9 protein-coding genes are annotated in these 12,682 nt (G+C 72.7%); 8 read left to right on the forward strand and 1 reads right to left on the reverse strand.

The window, feature by feature from the left end:
- The first annotated feature begins 152 nt into the window (after positions 1-152).
- From E1300_RS40740 to E1300_RS40775, 8 genes are all read left to right on the forward strand, one after another.
- Positions 153-737, forward strand: a complete 585-nt coding sequence (locus E1300_RS40740; protein ID WP_131762637.1) for a hypothetical protein — start codon at positions 153-155, stop codon at positions 735-737.
- Between the two features lie 71 nt (positions 738-808).
- On the forward strand, positions 809-2,212 hold the full coding sequence (locus E1300_RS40745; protein ID WP_131762638.1) for an MFS transporter: 1,404 nt from the start codon (positions 809-811) through the stop codon (positions 2,210-2,212).
- Positions 2,213-2,478: 266 nt separating this feature from the next.
- Positions 2,479-3,885, forward strand: a complete 1,407-nt coding sequence (locus E1300_RS40750) for a family 2B encapsulin nanocompartment shell protein (protein WP_242619706.1) — start codon at positions 2,479-2,481, stop codon at positions 3,883-3,885.
- The gene (locus E1300_RS40755) at positions 3,885-6,422 is read left to right on the forward strand and encodes a terpene synthase family protein (protein WP_131762639.1); all 2,538 of its coding nucleotides are present in this window, start codon (positions 3,885-3,887) and stop codon (positions 6,420-6,422) included. The genes E1300_RS40750 and E1300_RS40755 overlap by 1 nt, the downstream gene beginning before the upstream one ends.
- On the forward strand, positions 6,419-7,825 hold the full coding sequence (locus E1300_RS40760) for a family 2B encapsulin nanocompartment shell protein (RefSeq protein ID WP_131762640.1): 1,407 nt from the start codon (positions 6,419-6,421) through the stop codon (positions 7,823-7,825). Before E1300_RS40755 ends, E1300_RS40760 begins: the two co-directional genes overlap by 4 nt.
- Before the next feature lie 178 nt (positions 7,826-8,003).
- Positions 8,004-8,993: a family 2 encapsulin nanocompartment cargo protein polyprenyl transferase gene (locus E1300_RS40765; RefSeq protein ID WP_242619707.1), complete on the forward strand. Its 990-nt coding sequence runs from the start codon at positions 8,004-8,006 to the stop codon at positions 8,991-8,993.
- Positions 8,994-9,105: 112 nt separating this feature from the next.
- A complete protein-coding gene (locus E1300_RS53025; protein WP_242619708.1) occupies positions 9,106-10,731 on the forward strand; it encodes a serine/threonine protein kinase in 1,626 nt (541 codons plus the stop codon).
- A 55-nt stretch (positions 10,732-10,786) separates the two neighbouring features.
- Positions 10,787-11,032 carry a hypothetical protein gene (locus E1300_RS40775; protein WP_131762642.1) on the forward strand — a complete coding sequence of 82 codons (246 nt, stop codon included), beginning with the start codon at positions 10,787-10,789 and terminating at the stop codon, positions 11,030-11,032.
- A gap of 509 nt (positions 11,033-11,541) precedes the next feature.
- Here the strand turns inward: E1300_RS40775 and E1300_RS40780 are convergent.
- On the reverse strand, positions 11,542-12,682 hold a 1,141-nt coding region (locus tag E1300_RS40780; RefSeq protein ID WP_131762643.1), incomplete at its 5' end, for an ABC transporter substrate-binding protein.

The following is a 12,682-nucleotide window of genomic DNA, read 5'->3' on the forward strand; positions in this document are numbered from 1 at the left end:
CCGAGCGCGCGGCCCCCGCGGCCGCACCGGCACGGCCGTCCGGCGCGGGCGGCGGGCCGCGCGGCGTTCCCGGAACCCGGTGCCGCGGTGCGGTCGTCACCGGCGGATCGGCGGACGTTTCCCGCCCCGAGCGAAAGCGGAGGAGAAGGCGAGTGAGGATCCCGAAGCGCGTCAACGCCGTCCTGGACTGGATGGAGAAGCACTCCGGCGCGCTCGGGGCGGTCGTCGCGCTGGTGGCGGTCGCGCTGGTGGCCACGCTCGCGCCGCCGCTGGTCGGGTTCCCGATCGCCGGGTTCATCATCGGGCTCGCGGTCGGCGGGTTCCTCGTCCACGTGCGGATGAGCCGGCGGGTGGCCCGCGTCCGCGCCGAGGTCGACGACCTGCTCCGCGAGAACGGGGCGCTGCGGCACCGCAACACCGTCCTCGCCAGCGGAGTGATCACCCGGGGGGCGCAGGAGACACAGACGTTCGTCGCCATCCCCGAGGACGACGACGACCTCGCCGAGGACGACCCGACGAGCACCGCCGCCCTCCCCGAACTGCCGGACGACCTCACGGGAACGACGACCGACCTCTCCGAGGTGGTGACCGACGTCCCCGAGGAGACGACCGGCCTTCCCGAGGCGACGACCGACCTCCCCAGGCTCCCCGGCACGACGGACGAGCTGCCCGGCTCGCTGGAGGCCCTCCTCGACGAGGAGGATGAGGGCACCGCCAAGAACCACCGCAAGCGATAGCGCCCCGCCGCGCCCCCGCCCCGGCGTTACCTTCGTCGATCTTCGGGCAGAGGAAGCCCCGGGAGGTCTCGATGAACGCGGATCCCGGAGCCGGGCGGGCGCACGGCGGAGGGGCGGCGGGGGCCCATGCCGCCGAGGACGCGCGGGCGGATCCCGCGGACGTCCGCAAGGCCGTGCTCGCGTCCGCGATGGGCAACTGCATCGAGTGGTTCGACTTCGGGGTCTTCAGCGCCGGCGTCATCACCTCGATCATCGGCACCGTGTTCTTCCCGGACGGCGAGTCGGGCGGCGCCACGCTGCGCTCGTTCGCGCTGATCGCGGCGGCGTTCCTCGCCCGCCCGTTCGGCGGCCTCGTCTTCGGCCCGATGGGCGACCGGCTGGGCCGCAAGCGGGTGCTGGCCACGACGATCATCCTGATGTCCGGCGCGACCTTCCTGATCGGCGTGCTGCCCGGCTACGGCACCATCGGGATCGCGGCGCCGCTGCTGCTGCTCGCGGTCCGGCTCGTCCAGGGCTTCTCGACCGGCGGCGAGTACGGCGGCGCCGCGACGATGATCGCCGAGTACGCGCCGACGCACCGGCGCGGCTTCTACGGCAGCTTCCTGGAGCTCGGCACGCTGACGGGGTACGTCGGCGGCGCCGGGCTCGTCCTGCTGGTCGACGTGCTGCTCGGCGACGAGCGCATGCACGCGTGGGGCTGGCGGCTGCCGTTCCTGCTCGCGCTGCCGCTCGGCCTCGTCGGGCTCTACGTGCGGACCCGCATCGAGGACACCCCCGCCTTCCAGGCGATGGAGCAGGCGGGCACGAAGGCCCGCTCGCCGCTCAGGGAGACCCTCGCCCGCAACTGGCGGACGATCCTCATGCTCATCGGGATCGTCTTCCTGCTGAACGTCGCCGACTACACGCTGCTGACGTTCATGCCGTCCTACCTCACCGACAACCTGGAGATCGAGGACGTGACGGCGCAGCTCATCACCATCGGGGTCGAGGCCGCGATGATCGTGGTGATCGTGCCGCTCGGCGCCCTGTCGGACCGCGTCGGCCGCAAGCCGCTGCTGATCGCGGCGGCGGTCGGCTACCTCCTGCTGTCCTATCCGGCGTTCGCGCTGATGCAGACCGAGCGCGCGGCCGGGGTCGTGGCCGGCTACGCGATCATCGGCGGGCTGCTGGTGCTGATGCTCGCGGTCATCGGGGCGACGTTCCCCGCCATGTTCCCCACGCGGGTGCGGTACGGGGCGTTCGCGATCGGCTACAACATCTCGACGTCGCTGTTCGGCGGGACGGCCGCCGTGCTGGTCGGCTCGCTGATCGAGGTCACCGGGAGCAGGTCCGTCCCGGCCTACTACCTCATCCTGGCCGCGCTGGTGGCGCTGGTGCCGATCCTGAAGCTCCGCGAGACGGCGGGCGTGCCGATCGAGAAGGCCGGAATCGAGGACGCCCCGGACCCTGTGACCGCCGGAGCCGGGGCGCGCTGAGCGCCGCACCCAGAACACCGAGCGCCGGACCTGCGGAAAAGGTCGGCGCTATGCCGTCGAGGTTCGGTTTGTGTAGCCGGGAGGCAAAGGGGACCTGGGATATCGCCCGTTGCGATCACATGATTACCGTGGGTAGCGTCTCGGGTGGTAAGGCGTGAGGCGGAAGGGAAAAGGCGACATCGAACTTTAGCCCGTTCCCCCTGCCTTCGCGTCGCTACGAGTACGGCACATTCCTGGCAGACCGGCGACGAATCGGTGGTGTGGACGTGACGGAACAGCAGCGGCTGAGCCTGGGTACCAAGGCGGCACGGAACCTGGCGACCACGACCAAGTCCGTCCCTCAGATGCAGGGGATCAGCTCCCGGTGGCTGCTGAAGCTGCTCCCCTGGGTCGAGGCGTCGGGCGGCGCCTACCGGGTCAACCGGCGGCTCACCTACACCGTCGGCGACGGGCGGGTCACCTACGTGACCACCGGCGCCGACGTCCGGGTCATCCCACGCGAGCTCGGCGAGCTGCCACCGCTGCGCGGCTACGACGACGACGCGGCACTGGACGCCCTGGCCGGCCGCTTCGTCCAGCACGAGTACGAGCCCGGCGAGGTCATCGTGCAGGAGGGGCGGCCCGTCGACCGGGTCGTGCTCGTCGTCCACGGCAAGCTGAGCAAGGTCGGCGCGGGCGAGTACGGCGCCGACGCCGTCCACGGCACGCTCGCCAACGGCGACTTCTTCGGCGAGCAGACCCTGGTCGCCCGCGAGGACGACGACGGCGCACCGGCGCTCTGGGAGTACACGGTCAAGGCCGCCACCACCTGCACGCTGCTCACGATGAGCGCGTCCGACTTCCAGGAGACGCTCGCCCAGTCGGAGTCGCTGCGAGCCCATCTGGAGGAGTTCCGCGACAACCCCCAGCACGCGCAGAACCCGCACGGCGAGGCGGCGATCGAGGTCGCGTCCGGCCACGACGGCGAGCCCGTCCTGCCGGGCACGTTCGTCGACTACGAGGGCTCCCCGCGCGAGTACGAGCTGAGCGTCGCGCAGACCGTGCTGCGCGTCCACACGCGCGTCGCCGACCTCTACAACGAGCCGATGGACCAGGTCGAGCAGCAGCTCCGGCTGACCATCGAGGCGCTGCGCGAGCGCCAGGAGAACGAACTCGTCAACAACCGCGACTTCGGCCTGCTCCACAACACGTCCCTGACCCAGCGCATCTACACCCGCAGCGGCCCGCCCACCCCCGACGACATGGACGAGCTGCTCACCCTCGTCTGGAAGGACCCGGCGTTCTTCCTCGCGCACCCCAAGGCGATCGCCGCGTTCGGCCGCGAGTGCAGCGCCCGCGGCGTCTACCCCGAGAGCGTCGACGTCGGCGGCAACCACGTCTTCGCCTGGCGCGGCGTGCCGATCTTCCCGTGCAACAAGATCCCGGTCAGCTCCACCCAGACCAGCTCGATCCTGCTGATGCGCACCGGCGAGGAGGCGCAGGGCGTCATCGGGCTGCACCAGGTCGGCCTCCCCGACGAGTACCAGCCCGGCCTGTCCGTCCGGTACATGGGCATCGACGAGAAGGCGCTCCTGTCCTACCTCGTCAGCGCCTACTACTCCGCCGCCGTCCTCGTCCCCGACGCGCTCGCCATGCTGGAGTCCGTCGAGATCGCGCACGGTGGTGCGGCCTAGTGCAGCCGTTCCAGCTCCCGGAGTTCTACCTGCCGCATCCGGCGCGGCTGAACACCCACCTCGACCGGGCACGCGAGCACTCCAAGGCATGGGCGTACCGGACCGGGATCCTCGGCGACGACGACACCGGCCCTCCCGTCTGGACCGAGGACGACTACGACTCCCATGACTACGCCCTCCTGACCGCCTACACGCACCCCGAGGCGTCCGGGCCCCTCCTCGACCTGATGACCGACTGGTACGTCTGGGTGTTCTACTTCGACGACCACTTCCTCGAACGCTTCAAACGAACCCGCGACATCGCGGCCGCCAAGGAGTACCTCGCCCGGCTCCCCGCCTTCATGCCCCCAGAGGCGGGGGCCGGGCCCCCTCCCGAACCCGCCAACGCGGTCGAACGCGGCCTGGCCGACCTCTGGGCGCGGACCGTCCCGCTCATGTCGGACGCCTGGCGCGAACGGTTCGCCGAGAGCACCCACCACCTGCTGCACGAGTCGCTGCTGGAGCTCGCCAACATCGACGACGGGCACGTCCCCAACCCGATCGACTACGTCCAGATGCGCCGCCGCGTCGGCGGCGCCCCCTGGTCCGCCGGGCTGGTCGAGGTCGCCACCGGGGCGGAGGTGCCCGCCCGGGTCGCGGCCACCCGCCCGCTGCGGGTCCTGCGCGACACGTTCTCCGACGCCGTCCACCTGCGCAACGACATCTTCTCCTACCAGCGCGAGACCGAGGACGAGGGCGAGCTGAACAACGGCGTCCTCGTGATGGAGCGCTTCTTCGACGTCGAACCCCAGCGCGCCGCCGACATCACCAACGACCTGCTGACCTCGCGCATGCAGCAGTTCGAGAACACCGCCCTCACCGAGCTCCCGCTCCTCTTCGAGGAACACGACCTCGACGACGCCGCGCGCCTCGCCGTCCTCCGCTACGCCCACGGCCTCCAGGACTGGCAGTCAGGCGGCCAAGCCTGGCACGAACGCTCCAGCCGCTACATGAACAAGAACCTGACCCCGACCACCACCCCGACCCCCGGACCGGACACCGCCCCGGGCGCAGGGCCGGGCTCCGCGTCGGGGGTCGCCCCGCGCCTCGGACTGGGCTCCCGGTCGACCACCGTGCCGGGCCTCGGATCGGGCTCCGCTTCGCGCGCGGAGTCGGTCCGCGGACTGGGCGCGGGGTCGGGTGCGGGGCTCGTCCCGACGGGGCTGCCGGAGGTGGCCGGGCTGCTCAAGCACGCCGCCTCCCCGGTCAGGATCCGGTCGCTGACCCGGCCGCCGGGCCCGGTGCCGGTCGGGGAGTTCCACGTCCCGGACGTCCCGCCACCACGCCCCGCGCTGGCCAACCCGCAGGCCGCCGCCCTCCGCGAGCACGCCGCGACCTGGGCGCGGGAAATGGGCATCGTCAGCGACGACGGCCCCGCGGCATGGACGCCCGAGGCGTTCGACGCGGCCGACTACCCGACGCTTACCGCCCTCACCCACCCCCACGCGTCCGGTCCCGAGCTGAAACTCGCCAACGACTGGACCATGTGGGCCTTCCATCTCGACGACGTCCTCGTCGACCGCTTCAAGCGCCCGCGCGACTACCTCGGCGCCAAGGCCTACCTCGACCACCTCCGCCACCTCATGCCCCTTCCCCCCGCAGAGGCCGGCGCAGCGGCGGACGCCTGCTCCGTCCCGGCTGAGCCGTCGCAGGACTCGTGCGAGGAGACGGCGCCCTGCCCCGCGGAGGCGCCCGATCCGGTGGAACAGGGGCTGGCCGACCTGTGGACGCGGACCGCAGAGACCCTGCCCGCCGACGCGCAGGCCGCGCTCGCCACGGGACTCGGCGACTTCATGGACGGGACGCTGCTGGAGCTGGCCGGTCTCGTCCAGAACCGCGTGCCCGACCCGGTCGACTACATCGAGACGCGGCGCAAGACCAGCGGCGCCGAGCTGGCCGGCACGCTCCTGCGGTACACCGTCGCGGGGGACGTGCCCGAGGCGGTCATGTCCGCCGACCCGGTGCTGGCGCTCCGCGAGGCGTTCGCCGACGTCGGAGGGTTCCGCAACGACCTCGTCTCCTATCGGAAGGAGACCGAGGTCGAGGGCGGGAACGCCAACGCCGTGACCGCCGTCCAGCGGTTCCTCGACACCGACGCGCGGCGCGCCGCCGAGATCGTCGCCGACGCCGCCCGCGCCCGCTCCCGGCAGTTCGACCGCATCGCCGCCATCGATCTGCCAATCCTGGCCACCGAGCACAACCTCGACACCGCGACGCGCGAGAGCCTTACCCGGTACGTCGAGGCGCTGCGGCTATGGACTGCCGGCCACCACCACTGGTCCACCACCACCCCCCGCTATACGACCCCACCCGACGCCGCCCCGACCAACCCTCCACACAACGCCACCCCACCCAACGCGACTTTTGAGTGCGGTGGTGGTGTGTCGCGTGGCCGGGGTTCCGGTGCGCGGCTCCGTATCGGACCGACCGGGCTCGGTACCTCCGCCGCCCGTGTTCGACCCCCCGCTCCAGCGACTCCCGGAGGAGGCCGCTCATGACCGAACAGCAGGTGACCCGGCAGCACGAAACGTCCGACGACCAGCGGCTCAGCCTGAGCACGTCGGCGGCGCGCAACCTCGCGTCGACGACCAAGTCCGTTCCGCAGATGCAGGGCATCACCCCCCGGTGGCTGCTGGCCCTGCTGCCGTGGGTCCGCGCCGACGCGGGCACGTACCGGGTGAACCGCCGCCTCACCTACCAGGTCGGTGACGGGCGGGTGACGTTCGTCAACGACGGCGCCAGCGTCCGCGTGATCCCCCCGGAGCTCGCCGAGGTGCCGCAGCTGCGCGGGCTGGACGACCCCACGCTGCTGGAGGCGCTCGCGGGCCGGTTCGTCCAGCACGAGTACGAGCCCGGCGAGACGATCGTGCGGCGGGGCGGGCCTCGCGACGAGCTGTTCCTGATCGCGCACGGCCGGGTCGCGGTGAGCCAGCCCGGCGCGTACGACAGCGACGCCGAGACCGACGTCATGGCGGACGGGCAGTTCTTCGGCGGGCGCGCCCTGCTCGACGTCACCGAGGACTGGGAGCGGACGTACCGGGCCCTCACGCCCTGCACGGTGCTGTCGCTGACGCGGGAGTCGATCGGCGAGCTCGCCGAACGGGCCGACGTCCTGCGCGACCATCTCGACGCGGTCCGCGACGCGTCCGGCCCGCCGCGGACGCGGCACGGCGAGGCGGAGATCGAGCTCGCCTCCGGGCACGAGGGCGAGCCGGTGCTGCCGGGGACGTTCGTCGACTACGAGTCCTCGCCCCGCGAGTACGAGCTGAGCGTCACCCAGACGCTGCTGCGCGTCCACACCCGGGTCGCCGACCTGTACAACGGCCCGATGAACCAGCTCGAACAGCAGCTGCGGCTCGTCATCGAGGAGATCAGGGAGCGGCAGGAGGACGAGCTGATCAACAATCGCGACTTCGGCCTGCTGCACAACTGCGACCTGCGGCACCGCATCCAGTCGCGCGGTGGCCCGCCCACCCCCGACGACATGGACGGGCTGCTCGCCCGCCGCCGCAAGACCCGGTTCTTCCTCGCGCATCCGAAGACGATCGCCGCGTTCGGCCGCGAGTGCACCCGCCGGGGCGTGTACCCGGCCCCGGTCGAGATCGGCGGACGCCGCGTCCAGGCGTGGCGCGACGTGCCCATCTACCCGTGCGACAAGATCCCGGTCAGCCGGTCGGGGGTCAGCTCGATCCTCGCGATGCGCACCGGCGAGGACGACCAGGGCGTCATCGGCCTGCACCGCACCGGGATCCCGGACGAGGTCCAGCCGGGCCTGTCGGTGCGGTTCACCGGCATCGACCAGAAAGCGATCATGTCCTACCTGGTCAGCGCCTACTACACGGCCGCGATCCTGGTGCCCGACGCCCTCGGCGTCCTGGAGAACGTCGAGACCGCCCGCTGAGGAGGACGCCATGCCGGTCACACCCCGGGGCGACGCCGCCCCGCACACCGATCCGCCCACCCCGGCGACGCGGTGCGACCGGCCGCCCGTCCTCCGCACGCCGGAAGGTCCTTCGCAGGACCCCGCACCGACACCTCCGCCACGTCCCGGATCGTCGGAGGCTCGGACGGGGGCGGCCGTGTTGGCGTGGAGCCGGAGCCTGCTCGATCCCGCCCTGCGGGACGCGATCGACACCATGCCCGGCTCCATGCGCGACATCGCCGCGTTCCACTTCGGCTGGCAGGACGAGCGGGGCCGCCCGACCGGCGGCTCCGGCGGCAAGGCCGTCCGCCCGGCGCTGACGCTGCTGACCGCGCGGGCGGTCGGCGGAACGGCGGCCGCCGCCCTGCCGGCCGCCGTCGCCGTGGAGCTGGCGCACAACTTCTCGCTCGTGCACGACGACGTGATGGACGGCGACCGCACCCGCCGGCACCGTCCGACCGTCTGGGCCGCCTACGGCGTCAACGCCGCGATCCTCGCGGGCGACGCCATGCTCGCCGCGGCGCTGGAGGCGCTCGCCGACGGGCCGGTGCCCGCCGCCGGGGTCCGGGTCGTGAGCCGCGCGGTCCTCGACCTGGTGGAGGGGCAGAGCGCCGACGTGGCGTTCGAGCGGCGCCGCGACGTGTCGGTCGAGGAGTGCCTGGCGATGGCGGGCCGCAAGACCGGCGCGCTGCTCGGCGGCGCCTGCGCGCTCGGCGCCCTCCACGGCGGCGGCAGCCCGGCGCAGGTGGCCCGGCTCACCGCGTTCGGCGAGCGGCTCGGCCTGGCGTTCCAGCTCGTCGACGACCTGCTGGGCATCTGGGGCGACCCCGCCATCACTGGCAAACCCGTCCATTCCGACCTTTTCAACCACAAGAAATCGCTGCCGGTGGTGGCGGCCCTCAACTCCGGTACTCCCGCGTCCGGTGAACTGGCCGCCCTGTACCTCCGCGACGCCCCTCTCTCCGGCGACGAGCCCGCCCGCGCCGCAGCCCTGGTCGAGACCGCGGGCGGCCGCTCCTGGGCCACGGCCCTGGCTGCGGACCTGCTCACCGAGGCGCTGGCCGAACTCGACGCCGCCACCCCCGTCCCCTCCGCGGCCGCGGAACTCCGCTCCCTCGCCGAACTCATGACCCGCCGAGACCACTGAACGGCGGCCCTCGGCGTCGTCCCGGAGGGTTCTGGAGGCGGGGATCCGTGTGGTCGGGTGGGGAAGCCCGCGAAGCGGCTCGGGGGACGGAGGCGGGCCGTATAGTGCTGGCGTGCCGGACGTCCAGCCGCTCGAACCCACCGATCCCGAACGGCTCGGCGCGTACCAGATCGTCGGGCGGCTCGGCGAGGGCGGTCAGGGCGTCGTCTACCTCGGCCGTCCGGACGCGGGCGGGGAACCGGTGGCGATCAAGCTGTTCCACGCCCAACTGCTGGGCGATCCCGGTGCGCTCGGCACGTTCGCCCGCGAACTGGAGGCCGCCAAGCAGGTCGCGCGGTTCTGCACCGCGCAGGTCCTGGACTCCGGGACGCTCGGCAGCCGCCGCTACATCGTCAGCGAGTACGTGGACGGGCCGTCGCTGAGCCAGATCGTCGCCCGCGACGGCCCGCGCACGGGCAGCGCCCTGGACCGGCTCGCCATCGCGACCGCCACGGCCCTCGTCGCGCTGCACGACGCCGGCGTGGTGCACCGCGACCTCAAACCGCCCAACGTGCTGATCGGCGCGGACGGGCCGCGCGTCATCGACTTCGGGATCGCGCGGGCGCTGTCCGGAACCCGGACGATGGTCAGCCGCGCGGCCGGGACGCCCGCCTACATGGCGCCCGAGCAGCTCGAACCGGGCGAGCTCAGCCCCGCCGTGGACGTCTTCGCGTGGGCGTCCACGATGGTCTTCGCCGCCACCGGGCGCCCGCCGTTCGGCAACGAGTCCATCCCCGTCGTGTTCAACCGGATCGCGCACGGCGAACCCGACCTCGGCGGCGTGGAGGAACCGCTCCGCCGCCTGCTCGCCGAATGCCTGGAGAAGGACCCGTCCCGGCGCCCGTCCGCACAGGACGTCCTCGACCGCCTGCTACGCCGCACGCCCCGCCCCGCCCGAACGCCCGCGCCGCTGGCCGAGCCGCCGCAGGAGCGGCTCTTGTCGCCGTCGTCCGCCGAGTCTTCCCGGGAACCGCCGCGATCGGGTTCGCCCGAGCCGTCGCCGCTGGTGCCGTCGCCGTCGGATTCGCCGGGGCCGTTGCCATCCGAATCGCTGGTGGCGCCGTCGCCGGAGTCGTCGGTGACGGCGGCCGGGGTGGTGGGGTCGTCGGACGGTGTGACTGCGCCGCATCCGTGGACGGGACGCGGGCGTCGTAGGTGGGTGGCCGCAGGGGCAGGGGTGGCGGCTGCACTGGTCGCCGTGGTCGTCTCCCTCGCCTTCGTCACCATGGCGGACGGGGACTCCGAGCCGAAGCGGACAGGGGCGGCGTCGCAGAGTCCGGGTGGTTCGGGAGTTCAGGCAGCCGTGGGCGGTAGCCAGGGAACGCGCGAGGGCCCGGCGTCCTCGGCCGACGGCAGCGCGGGCGGGGGGCCGAGCGCGGGAGGCCCGTCGCGGTCGGGACGGGCCACGCCGTCCAAGGCGGCGTCCGGATCGTCCTCGCCGTCGGCGTCGAAGCTCGTCAGGGTGGAGCTCGGTCCCGGGCATTTCACGGCGTACTGCCAGCGGCTCGGCTGGGAATGGGTCGAGTACCGCGAGAGCCCGAGTCCCGGCGCGTACTGCGTCAAGCGCAAGGGCGACACCATGCGGCTCACGTCCGCGCAGCTCGACGCGGGCTGCCGCTGGCGGTACGGCGACGCGCGCGCCAGGCACTTCTTCAAGGGCAAGTCGAACTACTGCTACGCGATGAAGCCCGCCGCGTAGCCGCGTCCCGCACCCGCACCATGATCGATCGTATGTTCGAGTAGGGTGGGGTGTCGTGGAGGTGAACCGGGCGGGCCGCGAGCATGTGCCGTTCGTGTGCCCTCATGGTCATCGGCTGGAGCCGGGCCGGGTCATCGTCGGCTGGTCGCCGTGCGTCTGCCCGCCGTGCGCCGACCGCGGGCGCGGGCTCCGCGGGCACCGGACGTACCTGTGCCTCGACTGCCGCGACCAGCACGTCACGACGAAGTGCTACCTGCCGCATCACGTCCCGGACGACGGCGGCGCGTACCGCTGGCCCTGAGGCCCCGGGCCGCTGGCCCTGAGGCTGCGGGCCGCTGGCCCTGAGGCTGCGGGCCGCTGGCCCTGAGGCTGCGGGCCGCTGGCCCTGATGCCCCGGGCCGCTGGCCTTGAGGCTGCGGGCCGCTGGCCTTGAGGCCGGGCCGCCGTCCGGGAGTGGTGTCCGCTTCGTGCGTCAGTAGGGGAGGGGGCGGCCTGCGGGGGTTCGCAGGTCGAGGTCGGTGGGTCTCTCTCGACGAACCGTGGGTCGTTTGCGGATTGTCACGCGAGCCTGGCGTTCCATGGGTCCCTCCTGAGGTCGACCGCATCCGCTCTACCGCCACCATGGCCCATGCCGGTGGAGTCGCGCATCCGGCGGAGGGCGGTATCGCGTCTCCACCTTCCGGCGCAGGTCCGGTGGCGGGGACTGCACCCGGCGGACGAGCCGTCCGAGGGGCGCTGTCCCCGTCCGGTAGCACGCGGTCCGGGCGCGCGGGGTTCACCGGACGGGCCGGGGCGCCGCGTCCGGGGAGGTCAGCCCTTGATCTGGGTCCAGGCCTGCGCCCAGCGCGCGTAGTCGACGCACTTGGTGCCGCGGTCGTCGCCGCAGTCCTTGACCGGCGTCCGCCAGAACGCGAGGCGCTGGTAGAAGGCGGGATCGCCCACGTGGTAGGTCGAGCAGAAGCCCTTGGCGGTGTAGGCGCACGCCTTCGGGTTCGCGGGCGCCTCGCCGAACCACTGGGCGACCTGGGCCTGCACGCGCGGCGTGGTGATCCAGTTCATCCACTTGTACATGCAGTTGGGATGCCGGGCCTTGGACGAGATCATCCAGGTGTCGGACCAGCCGGTGGCGCCCTCGGACGGGATCGTCGTGGCGACCGGCGCCCGCTCCGCCGTCGCCATGTTGGCGGTGACCTGCCAGGCCGTCCCGGCGAAGTTGTCGGCGCTCTTGAACGACTGGAGCTCGTCCAGGTAGTTGGCCCAGTACTGGTTGACGTTCGGCCGCTGCCGCCTGAGCAGGTCGACCGCGGCGGTGAACTGCTTCTCGTCCAGCGCGTAGACGTCGCGGATCTTCAGGTCGGGCCGGTGGGCCTTGAGGTACAGCGCCGCGTCCGCGATGTAGATGGGCGAGTCGTAGGCGACGACGTGGCCGGCGGCGGGGGAGTCGTGCTCCCAGACGACGTTCCAGGACGTGGGGCGCTGCCGGAGCTTGTCGGTGCGGTACATCAGCATGTTCGCGCCGTAGCCGTGCGGGATCCCGTACATCTGGCCGCGCACGGAGTTGTACGGCTGGTTCTTCAGGAACTTCGCGATGTCGTCGTAGCCGCTGATGAGGCCGGTGTTGACGGGCGCGACGGTGCCGCCGTAGATGAGCCGCAGGCTCGCGTCGCCCGACGCGGACACGCCGTCGTACCGGCCCGTCCGCATCAGCGCGACCATCGAGTCGGACGTGTCGGCGATCTTCGCCTGGACGCGGCAGCCGGTCGAGCGGGTGAACGGGGTGACCCAGTCGACCTTCCGGTCGGTGGAGCCGTTCTCGGCGTAGCCCGCCCACACGACGAGGTCGAGGCGCCCCTCGCCGGCGCCGACGTCCTGCTGCATCGGGACGTCGGGCAGCGCGGACGGCTCCTCGCCGCCGCCGCTGCACCCGCCGGCGAGCGCGGCCGCGAGCGCG

Origin of the sequence: Actinomadura fibrosa (assembly GCF_900659615.1) — a bacterium.
Lineage (GTDB): Bacteria > Actinomycetota > Actinomycetes > Streptosporangiales > Streptosporangiaceae > Spirillospora > Spirillospora fibrosa.